Origin of the sequence: Oscillibacter hominis (assembly GCF_014334055.1) — a bacterium.
Taxonomy (GTDB): Bacteria; Bacillota; Clostridia; order Oscillospirales; family Oscillospiraceae; genus Oscillibacter; species Oscillibacter hominis.
On record NZ_CP060490.1, the window covers coordinates 1,870,340 to 1,887,861 of the forward strand.

Here is a 17,522-nt window from a genome sequence, read left to right on the forward strand (position 1 = left end):
CAAAGAATACCGCTTGATCTTCAAATGAAAAGGATCATACCATACATAAGATACCCCCTGATGAGTTGCCTCAGCAGGGGGGTCTTAATTTTACAGGCTTTCTCCGAAATCGGCCCGGAATTTTGCCACCAGTTTCTCCTGCCAGTCGGACACGGGGGCCAGCCGGCCAAAGAAGAACCGCAGCACCGCAGGCTCCTCGATGAACTTCAGCCCGCCTACGATCTCCCGGTTTTCATACAGCCACTTCACACGGTCGATGACATACTTCACCTGGGAGAGGGTGTATACACGGCGGGGGACCGCCAGCCGCACCAGCTCCATGGCCGCCAGATGCTCGGAGCCGTCCGGCTCCCGCTGCTCGGACATGGTGCCGCGCTCCATGCCGCGGATGCCACCGGCAATGTACAGCGCCGCCGCCAGGGCTCCGGCGGAGTACTGCTCCTGGGGCACATGGGGCAGGAACTGCTTGACGTCGATGTGGCAGCCAAGGCCGCCGGCCGGGGTGATGACCGGCACGCCCGCCGCATGCAGCTCATCCACCATATACCGGATGAACTGGGGGCCCTGGGAGATGACGTCCTCGTCCATGGTCTCCTCCAGGCCCACGGTGACGGCCTCCATCTCCCGGACGGACATGCCGCCGTAAGTCAAAAACCCCTCGTACACAGGGATCAGCTCTTTCATCTTCAGGCACTCCGCCTCGCTGCGGATACAGATGCCGCCACCCCGGGCAAAGCCCAACTTCCGGGCGGAAAAATAGAGAATGTCCATCTGATCCGCAATCTCCCGGGTGATCTGGCGGATGGTCATGTCTTTGCAGGCTTCCTCCCGCTGCTTGATGAAATAGAGGTTGTCCTGGAGGAGGCTTGCATCCAGCACCGTGAGGATCCCATACTCCCGGCACACGGCGCACACGTCCTTGATGTTCCGGAGGGACAAGGGCTGGCCTCCGATGAGGTTGGTGCCCGCCTCGAGGCGGACAAATGGGGTTTTCTCCACGCCCTCGGACTCGATGAGCGCACGGAGCTTGTCCACATTGAAGTTGCCCTTGAAGGGGTAGTCGTTGAAGGACTCCAGCCCCTCGTCGCAGATCAGCTCCTCCACTCTGCCGCCCAGGCGGGTGATGTGGGCCTTGGTGGTGGTGAAGTGGTAGTTCATGGGAATCACGGTGCCGGGCTTCACATAGGTCTCCGCCAGAATGTTTTCCGCCGCACGGCCCTGGTGGGTGGGCAGATAATAGTCCATGCCGAAAAGCTCGCGGAGCTTACCCTCCAGACGGGTAAAGGTGGCGGAGCCGGCATAGGCGTCGTCGGCCTGGAGCATGGCCGCCTGCTGGTTGTCGCTCATGGCGTTGACACCGCTGTCGGTGAGCATGTCGATGAACACATCTTTATTTTGCAGCAAAAAGGTGTTGTTGCCCGCCGCCTCCATATTTTTCTGGCGCTGCTCCACAGTGGGCAGGCACAGCTTCTGGACAATCCGGACTTTATGCATTTCCAGGGGGATGTTTTCCCCACTCATAAACTTGATCTGGCTCATGATTTGATTCCTTCTCTCTTCAAACTCCCACTTCTTTTTTACTTTGCGCCGTTACGCTTTTAAGTGTTAAAGTAATTTTAGCACGGCCGGCCTTCTGTGTAAATGTACGTTTTTTCTAAGAAGTCCCACATTCTGTTCCGCTTATTTGTCTAAAAGAGCAGAGTCTGTGCCGCTGAGCGGCACAGACTCGGTCAAAAGTGCTACAGGGCCCGTTCCAACAGAGCGAGCATCCTGTCAGCGTGGCGGTACTCATCCTCGGAAAGCTGCGTCAGCAGCCTACTCAGGCAGGGATCGGTGGTTCCCTCTGCCGCCCGTATGTAATTGAAGCCTCCGCAGGCCTCCTCATGGTACCGTCCCCGCAGTGCGGCGCACCAGGGGCCGATGCTGATCCGCTCGCTGCTGAACGCAGGCCGGAAGCATTCGCCGGTAATCAGGTAGTACACAGCCAACAGCCGTTTGGCGTGACCTGCCTCATCCGCGGCGATCTCCCGCAGCGTACGCCCAGCCGATGCGTTGGGCGCCTGACGCGCAAAGGCAAGGTAGTACCGCCGGTCCGCCAGCTCCTCCTCGATGAACCCCTTGAGCACCTCCAGCGACTCCGCCGCCTGCGAGCCCATGCAGCAGGGGTTTTGCTCGGCCCCGGGCAGGTTCTCCTCCTCCTGCACGGTCATGGGCGCCGCGGCGGCGCTGTTCTGCGTCCGGGCGGCAGGATAGGGATTCAGGGTGGGGGCCACCCGTTCCCAGATGCGGTCGTATTGCCGGTAATCATATTGATCCATGGATTCCGCCTCCTTTTCCCGCCATTGTATGCAGCAGGGTGAATTTTGGTTCCTGTTGCATCTGCAACCAGTTTAATTTTGATTTTTTGGTAGAATACTGTATAGATACCCTGTGAATGCGGCGCAGCCAATTGCATTTCCCAGCCAAATCTGGTAGAATAATATGATTCTGGCGGGTTTTGCCTGTTTCTGACAAAGGAGGTCAGCGTATGCTGGAACTGAACCACATCTGTTACTCCGTCCACGATCAGGATGGAGAGCTTGGGATTTTAAAAGACATCTCCCTGACCATTGAGGATCACCGCCTGGTGGTGTTCACCGGGCCCAACGGCGGTGGGAAGACCACCCTGGCCAAAGTCATCATGGGCCTGGTGCAGCCCACCTCCGGCCAGATTCTCTGGAACGGGAAGGACATCACAGCCTTAGGCATCACCGAGCGGGCACGCCTTGGCATCAGCTACGGCTTTCAGCAGCCGCCCCGGTTCAAGGGGCTGACAGTCCGCAAACTGCTGACCCTGGCCTCCGGCAACGAGAAGCTGCCCAAGGAGCTCTGCTGCCAGTTTCTGACCAAGGTGGGCCTGTGCGCCAACGACTATCTGGACCGTGAGGTGGATGTGTCCCTCTCCGGCGGAGAGGTCAAGCGCATTGAAATTGCCACCATTCTGGCCCGGGGCGCGGAGCTGATGATCTTTGACGAGCCGGAGGCGGGCATTGACCTTTGGAGCTTCTCCCGCCTGACGGAGACCTTTGAGCAGATTCACAGCGCCGGAACCGCCACCATGGTCATCATCTCCCACCAGGAGCGGATCATCTCCCTGGCAGACGAGGTCATCGTGGTGGGTGACGGTACCATCTCCCACAGGGGCAGCGCCCAGGATATCCTGCCCAAGATTTTGACCAGTACCATCGGGTCCTGCCCGGTGTTGACGAAAGAAGGTGCGCGCTGATGATGGAGAGCCAAGTGGACCGCAGCTTGCTGGAGAAGATCGCGGATCTGATCGGCAAGCCGGTGGGTGCGTTCAACATCCGTAAGGATTCCGGCTGCGACGGCCGGCAGAGCACCGAGCACATCCAGATCACCGGCAAGGAGGACAAGCCCGGCATCGATATCCGCATCAAGGCCGGCACCGTGGGCGAGACCTGCCATATTCCCGTCATCATCACCAAGCCCGGCATTGAGGAGATGGTGTACAATGACTTCTACATTGGGGAAAACTGCGATGTGGAGATCGTGGCCGGCTGCGGGATTCACAACTGCGGCGCGGAGACCTCCCGCCACGACGGGATCCACACCTTCTATGTGGGCAGGAACTCCAGGGTACACTATACGGAGAAGCACTACGGTGACGGGGACGGCGCCGGCGGGCGCATCATGAATCCCCAGACTGTGGTCTACCTGGAGGAGGGTGCCTCCATCCGGATGGACACCACCCAGATCCGGGGCATCGACTCCACCAAGCGGGACACCAAGATCGTCTGCGGCAAGGGCGCCGAGGCCGTCATCACCGAACGGCTGCTGACCCACGGCGACCAGGTGGCTGAGTCGGACATGGAGATTGTCCTGGACGGTGAGGACGCCAAGGGCCGGGTGATCTCCCGCTCCGTAGCCCAGGACCGCTCCAGCCAGGTCTTCTATCCCCGGATGGTGGGCAATGCCCAGTGCTTCGGCCACGTCCAGTGTGACTCCATCATCATGGGGAACGCCAAAATCCGCTCCATCCCGGCCATCACCGCCAACTGCACCGAGGCCCAGCTGATTCACGAGGCGGCCATCGGCAAGATCGCCGGCGATCAGCTTTTGAAGCTGGAAACCCTCGGCCTCACGGAGGAAGAGGCGGAGGACTGCATCCTGAAGGGCTTTTTGGCTTGAGAGTTTTTATAAAACGGAAAGCACCCGCGCCATACGCGGGTGCTTTTTTGCCGCCTAAAATTAGGACGTCCGGCCAGGATGACGAAGCCTTCCATGATGGAGACCCATAGATAACTCCACTCTGTGCCCGCCCGCACCCGCCCCGCAACCGGCTTGACAGCCCTTTCCCCCGCCGCTACAATCAAGGCAGGACTCTTCCTGAAAGGAGACGCCATGAAACACTTTCTTCTGGTTCCCGATTCCTTTAAGGGCTCCCTCTCCTCCAGCCGAATCTGCCGTCTGGTGGAGGAGGAGATTCTCTCCTGCATCCCGGACGCCCAAGTGGTCAGCATCCCCGTGGCCGACGGCGGCGAGGGCAGTGTGGAGGCCTTCTTGTCTGCTTTGGGCGGTCAGCGCGTGGAAGCGCCCTGCCACGGGCCGTATATGGAGGAGCGGACCGGGTTCTTTGGCCTGCTGCCGGACGGCACCGCCGTGGTGGAGATGGCCGCGGCCGCGGGGCTTCCCCTAACGGGCGGGCGCCTCCACCCGGACCAGACCACCACCTTTGGAGTGGGCGAACTGATCGCATCGGCCCTGGAGCAGGGCGCTGGACGGCTGATCCTGGCCTTGGGCGGCAGCGCCACCAACGACGGCGGCTGCGGCGCCGCGGCTGCATTGGGCGTCCGATTTTTGGACGCTGCCGGGCAGGAATTCCTGCCCACAGGCGGCACGCTGCACCGCCTGGGGCGCATCGACGCCAGCGGCCTGCTGCCCCGGCTGCGAGCCATAGACGTGGTGGCCATGTGCGACATCGACAACACGCTCTGCGGCCCCGCCGGGGCAAGCTTCGTATTCGGCCCGCAAAAAGGCGCGGATGCGGAGCTGGCGGGGCTGTTGGACGAGGGGCTGCTTCATTTTTCGCAGGTGGTCCGCCGGGATCTGGGGGTGGACGTGCTGGACCTGCCCGGAGGCGGCGCAGCCGGAGGCATGGGGGCCGGCGCCGTAGCCCTCCTTGGAGGCCGTTTACAAATGGGCATTGAAACCGTGTTGGATGCGGTGCAGTTCGACCGGCTGCTCCAACAGGCGGACCTGGTCATCACCGGCGAGGGGCGGCTGGACCGCCAGAGCCTGCGGGGCAAAGTAGTCCTTGGCGTGGCCCGGCGGGCCAAGGCGGCCGGAGTCCCCACGGCGGCGCTGGTGGGGTCCGCGGCCGGCGATGTGGACGAGGCCTACAGCCAGGGCGTGAGCGGCATCTTCCCCATCCACCGCCAGCCCATGGCCTTAAAGGAGGCCATGGCCCACAGCGAGGAGGGGCTGCGGCTCACCACACGGAACCTCCTTCATTTTATTGCGGAGCTGGAGCTCCGCAGCTTGAAAGGCTGATCTACCGATTCGATTGTGCTCCGACGGGATTGGGCGGTCCATTTTTACAGGAAAAGCCTCCGCCGGAAAACGGCGGAGGCTTTTATTCTATTGACCGATTCGCTTTTCCAGGCACACCAGCTGTACATCGGGAATGCCGTTGAATACGCAGGGCACGATGTCTGCCTCCCAATAGCCCAGGCCGCGGTACAGTCTGCGGGCTGCGGCGTTCACCGCATTGGTGTCCATGCGGAGATAGGGGCAGCCCCGCTGCAGGGCATAGCGCTCATAGAACCGGACGAACTCCGTCCCATACCCCATGCCCGACTGCTCCGGATCCACCACCAGCGTGTGCAGAACCATGATCTGCTCATCAGGCGCGTCGGCGTACCGCCATCTGGCATTTTGATACTCCGGGACCTGCCTTTGGTTGATCCGCGCCGCAGCGGCCACGGCCCCGTCCGCTTCCAGCACAAAAAGCTCTCCCGCCGCAAGGGCCTCCCGGGCCGTCTGTGCGGTGGGGTAGACACCCCGGATCCAGCCCACCGACGCAAGGCCGGCCTCCTGCCGCTCCAGAATCCGGTGATAGATTTTCTCAATGGGACCGATGTCCGCCTCGTTTCCCGCTCGTATCATGGAACCGCTCCTCCGTTTCTCAAGTTACCCTTAGCTTATCACACCGCCTTCTCCGGGGCAACCGCCATCTGGCGCAGGCGAGTGGAAAAATCCCTTGACACGCGGCGGAAAGGCTGATAATATACTGAGTACAAATGTGCAATGATCGGAAAGAGTAGCATCTATCCAAAGGGCAGAGAGGGCGCGCCAGCGGCTGGAAGCGTGCCTACGGCGGAGGGTGTGAAGTGCATCCGGGAGCGCGGGGCGTAATGGCCCCCGGCGGAGCCGCCGTTACCGGGCTGTCCGGCTGTTTGGCCGGCATGAGCAAAATGCAAGAGTGGAACCGCGTCTTTCGACGTCTCTTGTACCCTAATGGGTATGAGGGGCGTTTTTATTTTGACCCGCATAGGCTGAGCTGTCTCCCCCGGCACAGCTGCCTCCGGGTGGGGAGGACTTATGACCATCTTCACACTCCTTCGATGTTGCCGCGCATCCTGCCGACATCTGATTGAATAAAGGAGAACTCAACTTGAACCGTCTCAATGAATTATTGTCCGCTTATCAGCGCCGTGACCCTGCGGCCCGGAGCAAGCTGGAGATTTTTTTACTCTATCCCGGCGTAAAAGCCGTCCTGTACCACCGTGTGGCCCACTATCTCTATGTGCGCCGCCGCTTTTTCCTGGCCCGCTGGGTCTCTCAGAGGAGCCGGAAAAAGACCGGCATTGAGATCCATCCCGGCGCCCAAATCGGCCGCCGTCTGGTCATCGACCACGGCATGGGCATCGTCATCGGCGAGACCACGGAGATCGGCGACGATGTGCTGCTCTATCAGTGCGTAACCTTGGGCGGCACAGGAAAGGATAAGGGAAAACGCCATCCCACCATCGGCAACAATGTAATGATCGGCTCCGGTGCCAAGGTGTTAGGCCCCTTCAAGGTGGGCGACAATGCCCGTATCGCCGCCAACGCGGTGGTATTGGATGAGGTGCCCCCGGACTGCACCGCGGTGGGCGTACCCGCCCAGATCGCCCGGGGCCGTGGGGAACCCATCCACTTCACAGACGAGGTGGATCAGATCCATGTGGACAATCCGGTGCATCAGGAGCTGTGCGCCCTGACCGCCCGTATCGAGGAACTGGAACAAGAACTGAAAAACTCAAAGGAAAGGACTGCCTGATATGCAGCTGTACAACTCCGCTTCCCACAAAAAAGAGGAATTCGTCCCCAACCATCCGGACATCGTAAAGATGTATACCTGCGGCCCCACAGTCTACCACTTCGCCCACATTGGCAACCTGCGCTCCTATGTCATGGAGGATGTGCTGGAAAAATACCTGCGCTATGCCGGATACAACGTGAAACGGGTGATGAACATCACAGACGTGGGGCACCTGACCTCCGACGCAGACACCGGCGAGGACAAAATGCTCAAGGGCGCCAAGCGGGAACACAAGACCGTCATGGAGATCGCCCAGTTTTACACCGACGCCTTTTTCGAGGACTGCCGCCGCTTAAACATCAAGCGCCCCGACGTGGTGGAGCCCGCCACAGCCTGCATCGACGAGTATATCGAGATCATCTCCCGGCTGCTGGAAAAGGGTTACGCCTACCGCTCCGGAGGCAATGTGTACTTCGACACCTCCAAGTTAGAGAAGTACTATATCTTCAACGACCACGACGCCGATGATTTGGCCGTGGGCGTCCGTGAGGGCGTGGAGGAGGACACGAACAAGCGCAATAAGAACGACTTTGTCCTCTGGTTCACCCAATCCAAATTCGAGGACCAGGCCCTCAAGTGGGACTCCCCCTGGGGCGTCGGCTATCCCGGCTGGCACATCGAGTGCTCCGGCATCTCCATGAAGCACTTGGGCGAGGACCTGGACATCCACTGCGGCGGCATTGACAACGCCTTCCCCCACCACACCAACGAAATCGCCCAGTCCGAGGCCTATCTTGGCCACAAGTGGTGCAACTACTGGGTGCATGTGCTGCACCTGAACACCACCTCCGGCAAGATGAGCAAGTCCAAGGGCGAGTTTCTCACCGTGTCTCTGCTGGAGGAGAAGGGCTACGATCCGCTGGCCTACCGGCTGTTCTGCCTCCAGAGCCATTACCGCAAGTCCCTTGTGTTCTCCTGGGAGAACCTGGACAACGCAGCCGGGGCCTATGGAAAGCTCATTGGCCGCATCGCCGCCCTGAAAGACAGCGCCGCCGCCGTGGACGAGGAGGCCGCCAAGCCCCTGCGGGAGAAGTTCAAAGCCGCCCTGGACAATGACCTGAACACCTCCCTGGCCGTCACCGTCCTCTATGACGTGCTCAAGTGCCAGGCCAATGACGAGACCAAGCTCCGCCTTTTGGGCGAGTTTGACCAGGTCCTGGGGCTGAGCCTGCTGGAGAAGGCCGCGGAAAAGCGCAAGGCAGAGGAATCCTCCGCCAAGTCCGCCGCCGGCGGCTTCTTCATCCAGGGCGAGGGAGACCCGGAAATCGACGCGCTGGTGCTGCGGAGGGCGGAGGCGAAAAAGGCCAAGGATTTTGCGGAGGCCGACCGCATCCGTGACGAACTGAACCAGCAGGGCATTGAGATCACAGACGTTCCCGGCGGCGCCAAGTGGAAGCGGAGCTGACACAGCAAATAAAGCCTCCTCTGGAAACAGTTCCAGAGGAGGCTTTTTCTTGACAAAATTCCGCAAAAAGTGTACTATAGTAACAATTTTCCATATTATATCAATTGAAGTGGGTGCATCATGGCAGAGATCAACGAATCTGTGGCGGAAAACGTCAAACGCCTGCGCAAGATCCAGAAGATGAGCCTGGAGCGTACTGCCCTGGAGTCCGGTGTTTCAAAAAGCATGCTCGGTCAGATCGAACGGGGCGAGGCCAATCCCTCCGTGGCCACCTTGGGAAAGATCGCCTGCGCCCTGAAGGTCTCTGTGGAGCAGCTGGTGGAGAGCCGGGAGCGCAAAGAGGTACTGCTGGCACCGGAGCTGGAGCGAAAGCCGGTGCGGCTGGACGGCGGGAAGGTGGTCCAGCGGCCCATTTTTTACTTTGACGAGCGTTCCCGGCTTGAGAGCAGCCACGTGGACGTCTTCATCAGCGGGCGCTTTGCGCCGGGCCCTCAGGTGCCCGGGTGTACCGCCTTCCTGACTGTGCTGTCCGGCACCGCCGAGGTGACGGTGGGCGCGGAACTTTACCGGCTGATGGAACGGGATGCCATCCGTTTTGACGCCGACCAGCCATTCCAGGTGGAAAACCGGAGCAACGCCACCGTACGCATGCACCTATTGTACCAGTACCGGAAGCCCTGAACAGCGCGCGGCACCTGATAAGCAATAAGCCGCGGGAAACCAGCCTGTCCCCCACGACTTTAATTTGCCTTTTCCAGGCAGTTGCGGACAAACACCGTCAAAATAGCCTCCGCGTCCTGCCGCTGCCGGGGCGTCAGCCGGCCCATCAGCTCCTCCAGCCGGGAATCCGACAGATCACTCTGCGCCAGCAGGATGGAATTGGGACTGACTTCCAGAATCTCACACAGCGACAGCAGCGTCTGCACAGACAGCCCGGCCTTTCCCCGTTCAATCTGGCTGAGGAACTTCTCCCCAATGTTGGCCCGGGCGGACACATAGTCCTGGGTGTAATGTTTTGCCTTTCGCGCCTGCTTCAGCCTGCTGCCGATCAGCTTTGTATCATAGGTCATCCGGTCTCCTCCTGTCTGCATCTCCCCCTTTATAGTATCCATTTCAATTCGGAACAATAACCATTTTAAAACTCGACATACAAGATTAAAACTTGACTTTTTTGGAGAAAAAGCTCATACTATGCTAAATTGGTTTTCTTCTGCAACTGTAATTTTATGGGAGGACGCTATGGACTTGCTGGAATACCTTGCCCGCAGCAATCACTGTCTGATTTCGGACCTGCGGTATCGGGATCCGGGCACCATCCGCATTGATCCGATACTGGAACGGTCCGACTTTTCCCTGAGCCAGTGGAACGACCTGCTGCAGTATTTATTTGACAACGCCCCCCGCTTTGAAAGCTGTGGGGAGGCCAAGGCCTACCTTGCCTCCCGTGTCTTAAAAACGTGACCCATGCATCCTTGCATGAAACAATTTGGATAAAAGAAAAGAGCGGCTGCATAGCAGCCGCTCTTTTATATCTCTTTTGTCCCACACACCTGGGCCCACTGGCAGTCACCGCAGACCTGGCTCAGCTTCCCAGCCGCCAAAATTCTGCGGCGGACCAGATCGGAAAACCGGCCCCAGGTGAGAGTCCTCCCCGGAGGCAGGCCGCACAGCTCCAGCACCGCCCGGTCGTACCGGACGGCATCAGGGCACCCGGTACCGCTGTTGGGGCAGTGGGCGCAGATCACATCCTCCCCTTCGGTAAGACGCACCTCCGCATCCTCTGTCAGCTCCCCATGGATTCGGGCCATGTGAGCGGTAAACCCTTCGCTGTACCCCTTCCCCTCAAAAAATTGGAGGCACAGCCCGTGATGGGGCCGCAGCTCATTTGACATGGCGAACCAGCCGGCGGCTCATCCACAGGGCCAGCGCAATCTTGCACAGGTCCGGTACAATGAAGGGAATCACGCACCAGCCCAGGGCGGCCGTCAGCCCCACCGGTCCGGAGGTTCTGGCGTAAACCTGCATAAACCAAAGCGTGCCAAATGCATAGCAGACCACAAGTCCCAACACCATAGCAGCGGCCTGGACAGCTGTCTTTGCGCCAAACCGGGCGGTAATGGCCCAATAGAGCAACGCAGAACCCAAAAAGCCAATGATGTATCCGCCGGTGGTGCTCATCAGGATTCCGATCCCTCCGCTGAAGCCCGCGAACACCGGGATTCCCACAGCGCCTAACAGAATGTACACCAGCACGGCCAGCGTTCCCCGCCTGCCCCCCAGTAGTCCCACCGATACAAATACGGCAAAGGTCTGAAGGGTAAAAGGCACGGTGGTGGGAATGGAAATCCAGGAACAGACGGCAATCAGCACGGCAAACACCGCGATGTAAGCCATATCACGGGTGCTCCACTTTGGTTTCTCCACAGCAACAGAAGACATTGTTCCAACTCCTTTTTCAATCTGAAAGGAGTATACCACCGGCCCGTCCTATTGTCAACCTATTTTAATTTATTGGTTAACATCTTGGCTGCTACAGTCAAACGGCTGTCCTCTGGCAGACCGCAAGGATTTTCGCCTGGATCGCCTTCAGGTCCTCAAAGGTGTCCGGCCGCTTGGACGGGTCCCGCAGCAGCGCGGAGGGATGGTAGAGGGCGGTCAAATACACGCCGTTTTTCTCAAACCACTGGCCGTGTTCCCGGGTGATCTTAAAATCCGGCTTGATGAGCTCCGCCGCGGCGATGCGTCCCAGGCAGACCACGATTTTCGGCTTGAGCAGGGCGGTCTGGCGGCGCAGCCAGCCAAGGCACGCGGCCTGCTCCACGTTCATGGGGTCCCGGTTCTCCGGCGGGCGGCACTTGACGGTGTTGGTGATGTAGACCTTGGTGCGGTCCAGGTGGATCATGGCCAGCATGTCGTCCAACAGCATGCCGGCCTTGCCCACAAAGGGAAGGCCCTGCTCATCCTCGTTGGCACCGGGCCCCTCCCCCACCAAAAGGATTTCTGCGCTCTCGCTGCCGTCGCCGAACACCACGTGCCTGCGGCTGGCGGACAGGGCGCAGGCCTGGCACGTAAGGCATTCCTCTTTTAAATCGTTCCAGTTGTCCATTTCTCACTCCGCTCCGCATGTTCGTCCCCGCTCCGGGCACAATAGGCCGGGAGGGAACCGCATGCCGTTTTTCTGGTATTTTTTCATATATAGTCTCCTGGGCTACGGCCTGGAGAAAGCGTTTGCCAAAGCCACCCATGCGAACAAGCAAAACCGGAAGGGATTTTTGCTGCTGCCGCTGTGTCCCGTCTACGGTCTGGCCATGGCGGCGCTGCTGTCACTGCCCGAAGGGCTGGTCCGCTCGCCCTGGAGCCTCCTCTTCTGGGGGGCGTTCACCGCCACGGCGGTGGAATACGCCGTCCACTGGTTCTACGATACACTTTTCGGCGTCCGGTTCTGGGACTACTCCAGCACCTTTGGAAACGTAAGGGGCCGGGTCTGCGTCCCCTTTTCCCTGATCTGGGGCATCCTCACCACGGCGGCCGTGGTCTTTCTCCAGCCCCTTATCCGCCTGGCTGTCTTCCGCATTCCGGGCTGGGCCACCTATGGGGCGCTGCTCCTTGTGACGGCAGACCTCGTCTTCTCGGCGCGGCTCCTATCCCTCTATCACGACACGGAGCTGCTCAATGTTCACCGGCTGTATTCCGCTTCCCGGCGGCTGTGAGATGGCGCTTATAGGCGCACAGCTGCTCCTGGCACTGGCTGCATTTGAGGGCGTCATTGCTGCGCTCAAAAAACCGCTCCGGGCTGCGGTGGAAGACGATTTCCCAGCGCAGGAAGATCACAGCCGCCAGTGCGCAGGCGGACCAGGTGTAGAAGCTGCGGATGGCCAGCAGGGGCGTGCACAGCATCAGATAGTCCCAGTTGTAGATCCGGCAGGTGGTGCAGCAGCGGTTGTGCATCATCCAGGACTGGAACGGGCAGTAGAAGAGGATGCAGATGATGTCGCACACGCCGTAGAACCCGGCCAGGCACACCAGCATCCGCTCATCATACCACTTCAGGGCGTAGCCCAGGAAGAAAAGGGCGTTCACCGCAGTCCAGGTGGCCAGCACCCACCATGCGCCCCGGTTCGCCTGGCGAAGCTCCGACCGCTCCGGCGCCTTGCCCGTGGGGCGGCAGCGGGCCGCAAATTCCTTCTGGCACCCCATGCTCTCGATTTTCGAGGGAAACAGCCGGAAGGCCATGGAGGCCATCAGCGCCAGCCACAGCACCGTCAGGAGGGAAAACCGATCCAATCCGGCGTACAGGTCCTCTTGCAGGGCGTAATCCGCCCCATAGACGATCAATGCGCCGAACGCCGCCAGCCGTGCCACCAGGCAGGCTACATAGTATTGCCGTGTACGCCGTTTTGTCATGCTATCCCATCCTTGTCTTCTCTATGTTGTTCTTCAGCCACCGGAGGATGTCCCCATAGACCTCCTCCCGGCTGGATTCGTTGAGAATCTCGTGGCGCAGGCCCGGGTAGAGCTTCAGTTCCACCTGGCGCACCCCCGCGCGTCGGAAGCTTTCATAAGCCCGGCGCACTCCCTTGCCGCAGTCCCCGACCGGGTCTTTCTCTCCGGAGAGGAATAAAATGGGGGTATTCATGTTCATCCGCATCAGGTTATCCCGGTCGGTGATGAATCGGATGCCGCCCAACATCTCCCGGAACAGTCCCACGGTGGCGTTGCCGCCGCAGAGCTCATCGGCGATGTAGGCGTCCACATTCTCCTCGTTTACGGAGAGCCAGTCGTATTCCGTGCGGTTGGGCGCAAAAGTCCTGTTGTAAGCGCCAAAGGCCAGCTTTTCCACCACAGGGCTCATCTTGTCCCAGCCCACCCGGCGCCCTTCCGCGGCGGCAACGGCACGTCCGGCGGCCACCACGGCCGGCGGCATCTGCCCCGTGCCCATCACAATGGCCCCATCCACGGTCCCGGGGTAGCGGATCAGGTAGGTGCGGGCCAAGAAAGAGCCCATGGAATGGCCCAGCAAATAGTAGGGCAGGCCCGGGAAATGCTTTTTCTCCATCCCATAGAGGGTGTAGAGGTCGTCCACCACGGTCTGCCAGCTGCCCTTTGGGCCAAAGTACAGCCGCGGTTTGCCCTGTTCCACGGAATACCCATGGCCCAGGTGGTCGTTGCCCGCTACCGCGATCCCCTGCTGCGTCAAAAACCGGGCAAGGGGCTCATACCGGTCGATATACTCCGCCACGCCGTGAGAAATCTGCAGCACGCCGCTGATCTCCCCCTCAGGCAGCCACTCCACCGCGTGGATTTGGGTGGTCCCATTCCGGGAGGGGTAGGTGAATTCACGTTTTGTCATGGAAAATCAAACCTCCCTGTGATACAATAGCCGCAAAGGGCGATGGGATTGAATCCGCTCCTCTGTCTTTCCTTTCCACTGTGGAAGGCCGGCATCAGTCAGGATCGGCAAAGGATACCGTTTCCGCTTTCCGGTATTATAGCACAAAACGTTGGCGGAGAAAACCTTTCCTGCTGCAAAACAGCGTTTTCCCGGGCAGCCGGTCAAGCAAATCCCCGGCACGGGAAACGCCAAGCGGAACAGCACCGATTTTCCCCTCCCCTGCAAACCCCTATGAACGAAAGGAAAGGTGATTTTTTGGACTATATCCTGTCCCTGGACCAGGGAACCACCAGTTCCCGGGCAATCCTCTTTGACCGTCGGGGCGAGATTGTCTCCAAGGCCCAATACCCCTTTCACCAGATCTATCCCCAGCCCGGCTGGGTGGAGCACAATCCCCTGGAAATCTGGGCCACAGAGCGCCGGGCCATGGCCGAGGCCGTCCGCTCGGCCCATGCGGACCCCCACAGCATCGCCGGCATCGGCATCACCAACCAGCGGGAGACCACCATCCTCTGGGACCGTAAAACCGGCAAGCCGATCTACAACGCCATCGTCTGGCAGTGCCGCCGCACCGCCGCGCTGTGTGACCAGCTGAAGGCCCAGGGGCTGGCCGAACAGGTGGCGGAAACCACGGGGCTGCTCATTGACGCCTATTTCTCCGGCACCAAGATCAAATGGATCCTGGACGCCATCCCCGGCGCCAGGGCCCGGGCGGAGCGGGGGGAGCTCCTCTGCGGCACGGTGGACTCATGGCTGATTTGGAACCTGACGGGCCAGCACGTCACCGACTACTCCAATGCCTCCCGCACCATGCTCTTCGACATCCGCAGGCTCTGCTGGGACGAATCGCTGTGCCATGCGTTAGGCATTCCCATGGCCATGCTCCCCCGGCCGGTGGACTCCTGCCAGTGCTATGGCAGGGTCAAGCCCGGCCTTGCGGAGTTGGAGGACTTTGCCGGGATTCCTGTCTGCGGCAGCGCGGGCGACCAGGCCGCGGCGCTGTTCGGCCAGGGGTGCTTCCAGTCCGGCCAGGCGAAAAATACATACGGCACGGGCTGCTTCACCCTGATGAATGTGGGGGAGACCCCGGTGCGCTCCCGGGCGGGCCTTGTGACCTCCGTGGCATGGAGCATCGGCGGCAGGACCACCTATGCCCTGGAGGGCAGCGTATTCAACGCGGGCAGCACCATCCAGTGGCTCCGGGATGAGCTGGGCCTCATTTCCAGCGCGCCGGAGTGCGACCGGCTGGCGGAGAGCGTCCGGGACAGCGGCGGCGTCTTTGTGGTGCCGGCCTTCACCGGCCTTGGCGCGCCTTACTGGGACATGTACGCCCGCGGCGCCATGGTGGGCCTCACCCGGGGCACCACAAAGGCCCACATCGCCCGGGCCGTACTGGACTCCATCGCCTATCAGGTGGCGGACCTGATCTCCGCCATGCGCCAGGACCTGCCCGTCACCTGCCTGCGGGTGGACGGCGGTGCCTCGGTCAGCGATATTCTGATGCAGACCCAGGCGGACCTGCTGCGCATCAGCGTGGACCGGCCCGTCATGGTGGAGACCACCGCCTTTGGCGCCGCAGCCCTGGCGGGGCTGGCCTCCGGGCTCTGGCGGGATCAGGAGGAGGTCTCCTCACTGCGCCGCAGCCAGCATGTGTTCCTTCCCCAGAGGGAGCAGGCCGCCTGCGAGGAGGACTACCGCCAGTGGAAGCGGGCCGTGGCCCGGGCGGGCAATTGGATGGAGAAATAGGCCAGAAAAATTTACAAATTCGCAATTGCACTGCATGGACGGGTATGCTATCATGAAGCATATCAAGAGCGCCGGAGGTTTTTAAAACCGCGGCTTGAAAGGAGTTTCACGGTATGGCATTTTTTAATGAATTGGGAAAAAAGGCCCAGGAGGTCGCCGCAGTTGCCACTGAGAAAGCCAAGGTAGCCGCTTCCGTCGCCGGCGAAAAGGCCCAGGCCGCCGCAGAACTGGCCAGGATCAACATGGCCATCGTCAGCGAACAGCGTGAGATCGAAAAGAACTACAAGACCATCGGCGAATGGTTTGTCTCTGAATACGACGGCGAGGTGCCCGACGCGGTGAAGGACCTGGTGGACACCATCGTGGAGTCCAAGAAAAAGATCGCCGAGCTGGAGTCCAGCAAGCCCCAGAAACAGGAGGACCCGGAAGAGGCGGTTCCCACGCCCTCGGACATGAAGGTCTGCCCCATCTGCGGAGCAGCCTCCGACAGCAAGTTCTGCCCCCAGTGCGGCGCGCCCATGGGCGAGTAAAGGATACATTGATCAAAAAAGCCGGCCAAATCCGTTGGATTTGGCCGGCTTTTTTCGATTGAGGTAAGTGATTTGCATTCCCCGCTCCGCCTGCGCTTGAAACGATGGGCGGCCGGGAAGGCGTGAAAGCCCAGTCAAACAGTCCTCATTCGCCGCAGAGCTTGAGGAGCTCCTCCCAGCGCCGGTCCACATCCGCCTGGATTTCGGCAATCAGGGATTCCCGGCCCGGCTTGAAGAGGTGGCGGAAGCGGCCCTGGAGCTTGAGGTACTCCTCCACCGGCAGCTTTTCCTTGGGGCGGTAGTTCAGCTTCCACTGACCCTCCACCACTTCAAAGAGGGGCCACACGCAGCTCTCCACCGCCGCCTTGCACACCTTCATGATGTCCGGTGCGTCATAGCGCCAGCCCCGGGGGCAGGGGGCCATCACATTCAGGAAGGCCGGCCCCTTGGTGTAGATGGCCCTCTCCGCCTTCTCGTGCAGGTCCTTCAGATTGCCAAGGAAGGTGGTCTGGGCCACATAGGGGATGTTGTGGGCGGCCAGGACGCGGGTCAGGTCCTTTTTGGTCTGAACCTTGCCGTTGCTCTCGCTGCCCACCGCCGTGGTGGTGGTCTCGGCGTATTTGGGCGTGGAGGAAGAGCGCTGGATGCCCGTATTCATGTAGGCTTCGTTGTCGTAGCAGACATAGACCATGTCCGTCCCGCGCTCCATGGCGCCGGACAGGGACTGGAAGCCAATGTCATAGGTGCCGCCGTCGCCGCCAAAGGTGATGAACTTATAGGTCTCGTCCAGCTTGCCCTTTTTCTTCATGGCCGTGTAGGCCGCCTGGGCGCCGCTGGTCACGGCGGAGGCATTTTCAAAGGCCGCGTGGATGATGGAGTCCTCCCAGGCGGAGTAGGGGTAGATCAGGGAGGAGACCTCCAGGCAGGAGGTGGCCATGGTGATGACGGCCTTGTCCTCCGGATGGAGGGCGCGGAGCACCGCCCGCATGGCAATGGGGCTGCCGCAGCCGGCGCACATCCGCTGTCCCGGTGCAAAGCGCTCCGGACGGCCCGCCAGTTCTTTCAAATTGTATGCCATCTCGTCTC

At 60.6% G+C, this 17,522-nt stretch carries 20 protein-coding genes; 10 read left to right on the forward strand and 10 right to left on the reverse strand.

What is annotated here, in order from left to right:
- Positions 1-90: 90 nt before the first annotated feature.
- Positions 91-1,539, reverse strand: a complete 1,449-nt coding sequence (locus tag H8790_RS09280) for a tryptophanase (protein ID WP_187332252.1) — start codon at positions 1,537-1,539, stop codon at positions 91-93.
- Between the two features lie 200 nt (positions 1,540-1,739).
- Positions 1,740-2,318, reverse strand: a complete 579-nt coding sequence (locus H8790_RS09285; protein WP_187332253.1) for a ferritin family protein — start codon at positions 2,316-2,318, stop codon at positions 1,740-1,742.
- Positions 2,319-2,527: 209 nt separating this feature from the next.
- Between H8790_RS09285 and H8790_RS09290 the strand changes: the two genes are divergently transcribed.
- The 3 genes from H8790_RS09290 (at position 2,528) to H8790_RS09300 (ending at position 5,550) form a co-directional block, all read left to right on the forward strand.
- Positions 2,528-3,265 (forward strand): ABC transporter ATP-binding protein, encoded by a 738-nt coding sequence (locus tag H8790_RS09290; RefSeq protein ID WP_187332254.1) that lies wholly within the window; start codon positions 2,528-2,530, stop codon positions 3,263-3,265.
- Complete coding sequence (locus H8790_RS09295; protein ID WP_207724183.1) at positions 3,265-4,188, forward strand: SufB/SufD family protein; 924 nt, start codon at positions 3,265-3,267, stop codon at positions 4,186-4,188. Before H8790_RS09290 ends, H8790_RS09295 begins: the two co-directional genes overlap by 1 nt.
- A gap of 213 nt (positions 4,189-4,401) precedes the next feature.
- A complete protein-coding gene (locus H8790_RS09300; protein WP_187332255.1) occupies positions 4,402-5,550 on the forward strand; it encodes a glycerate kinase family protein in 1,149 nt (382 codons plus the stop codon).
- Between the two features lie 87 nt (positions 5,551-5,637).
- Here H8790_RS09300 and H8790_RS09305 read toward each other — a convergent pair whose 3' ends face one another.
- Positions 5,638-6,165: a GNAT family N-acetyltransferase gene (locus H8790_RS09305; protein ID WP_187332256.1), complete on the reverse strand. Its 528-nt coding sequence runs from the start codon at positions 6,163-6,165 to the stop codon at positions 5,638-5,640.
- 508 nt (positions 6,166-6,673) lie between these two features.
- Between H8790_RS09305 and epsC the strand changes: the two genes are divergently transcribed.
- From epsC to H8790_RS09320, 3 genes are all read left to right on the forward strand, one after another.
- Complete coding sequence (epsC, locus tag H8790_RS09310) at positions 6,674-7,321, forward strand: serine O-acetyltransferase EpsC (protein WP_187332257.1); 648 nt, start codon at positions 6,674-6,676, stop codon at positions 7,319-7,321.
- Between the two features lies 1 nt (position 7,322).
- The gene (gene cysS / locus H8790_RS09315) at positions 7,323-8,768 is read left to right on the forward strand and encodes a cysteine--tRNA ligase (RefSeq protein WP_187332258.1); all 1,446 of its coding nucleotides are present in this window, start codon (positions 7,323-7,325) and stop codon (positions 8,766-8,768) included.
- Positions 8,769-8,888: 120 nt separating this feature from the next.
- Positions 8,889-9,449, forward strand: a complete 561-nt coding sequence (locus tag H8790_RS09320) for an XRE family transcriptional regulator (protein ID WP_187332259.1) — start codon at positions 8,889-8,891, stop codon at positions 9,447-9,449.
- A 59-nt stretch (positions 9,450-9,508) separates the two neighbouring features.
- On the opposite strand, the gene H8790_RS09325 is transcribed toward H8790_RS09320, so the two are convergent.
- Entirely contained in the window at positions 9,509-9,838 is a 330-nt protein-coding gene (locus H8790_RS09325) for a helix-turn-helix domain-containing protein (RefSeq protein WP_187332260.1), read from the reverse strand.
- Between the two features lie 169 nt (positions 9,839-10,007).
- On the opposite strand from H8790_RS09325, the gene H8790_RS09330 reads away from it, so the two are divergent.
- Positions 10,008-10,229 (forward strand): hypothetical protein, encoded by a 222-nt coding sequence (locus tag H8790_RS09330; protein ID WP_187332261.1) that lies wholly within the window; start codon positions 10,008-10,010, stop codon positions 10,227-10,229.
- Between the two features lie 65 nt (positions 10,230-10,294).
- Here H8790_RS09330 and H8790_RS09335 read toward each other — a convergent pair whose 3' ends face one another.
- From H8790_RS09335 to H8790_RS09345, 3 genes are all read right to left on the reverse strand, one after another.
- Positions 10,295-10,660 carry a DUF1284 domain-containing protein gene (locus H8790_RS09335; RefSeq protein WP_187332262.1) on the reverse strand — a complete coding sequence of 122 codons (366 nt, stop codon included), beginning with the start codon at positions 10,658-10,660 and terminating at the stop codon, positions 10,295-10,297.
- Complete coding sequence (locus H8790_RS09340) at positions 10,650-11,207, reverse strand: biotin transporter BioY (RefSeq protein ID WP_187332263.1); 558 nt, start codon at positions 11,205-11,207, stop codon at positions 10,650-10,652. Before H8790_RS09340 ends, H8790_RS09335 begins: the two co-directional genes overlap by 11 nt.
- Positions 11,208-11,304: 97 nt before the next feature.
- Positions 11,305-11,874 carry a uracil-DNA glycosylase gene (locus H8790_RS09345; RefSeq protein WP_187332264.1) on the reverse strand — a complete coding sequence of 190 codons (570 nt, stop codon included), beginning with the start codon at positions 11,872-11,874 and terminating at the stop codon, positions 11,305-11,307.
- 61 nt (positions 11,875-11,935) lie between these two features.
- Here H8790_RS09345 and H8790_RS09350 point away from each other — a divergent pair, with 61 nt between their 5' ends.
- Positions 11,936-12,478: a putative ABC transporter permease gene (locus tag H8790_RS09350; protein ID WP_187332265.1), complete on the forward strand. Its 543-nt coding sequence runs from the start codon at positions 11,936-11,938 to the stop codon at positions 12,476-12,478.
- Here H8790_RS09350 and H8790_RS09355 read toward each other — a convergent pair.
- Together H8790_RS09355 and H8790_RS09360 are read right to left on the reverse strand one after the other, a co-directional pair.
- A complete protein-coding gene (locus H8790_RS09355; RefSeq protein WP_187332266.1) occupies positions 12,438-13,172 on the reverse strand; it encodes a hypothetical protein in 735 nt (244 codons plus the stop codon). The two genes, H8790_RS09350 and H8790_RS09355, sit on opposite strands and share 41 nt — an antisense overlap.
- 1 nt (position 13,173) lies before the next feature.
- Positions 13,174-14,118 (reverse strand): alpha/beta hydrolase, encoded by a 945-nt coding sequence (locus tag H8790_RS09360; RefSeq protein ID WP_187332267.1) that lies wholly within the window; start codon positions 14,116-14,118, stop codon positions 13,174-13,176.
- A 273-nt stretch (positions 14,119-14,391) separates the two neighbouring features.
- On the opposite strand from H8790_RS09360, the gene glpK reads away from it, so the two are divergent.
- Together glpK and H8790_RS09370 are read left to right on the forward strand one after the other, a co-directional pair.
- The gene (gene glpK, locus H8790_RS09365; RefSeq protein WP_207724184.1) at positions 14,392-15,906 is read left to right on the forward strand and encodes a glycerol kinase GlpK; all 1,515 of its coding nucleotides are present in this window, start codon (positions 14,392-14,394) and stop codon (positions 15,904-15,906) included.
- 113 nt (positions 15,907-16,019) lie between these two features.
- Entirely contained in the window at positions 16,020-16,436 is a 417-nt protein-coding gene (locus H8790_RS09370; RefSeq protein WP_187332269.1) for a zinc ribbon domain-containing protein, read from the forward strand.
- A 145-nt stretch (positions 16,437-16,581) separates the two neighbouring features.
- On the opposite strand, the gene H8790_RS09375 is transcribed toward H8790_RS09370, so the two are convergent.
- Entirely contained in the window at positions 16,582-17,514 is a 933-nt protein-coding gene (locus tag H8790_RS09375) for a thiamine pyrophosphate-dependent enzyme (RefSeq protein ID WP_187332270.1), read from the reverse strand.
- Between the last annotated feature and the right edge of the window lie 8 nt (positions 17,515-17,522).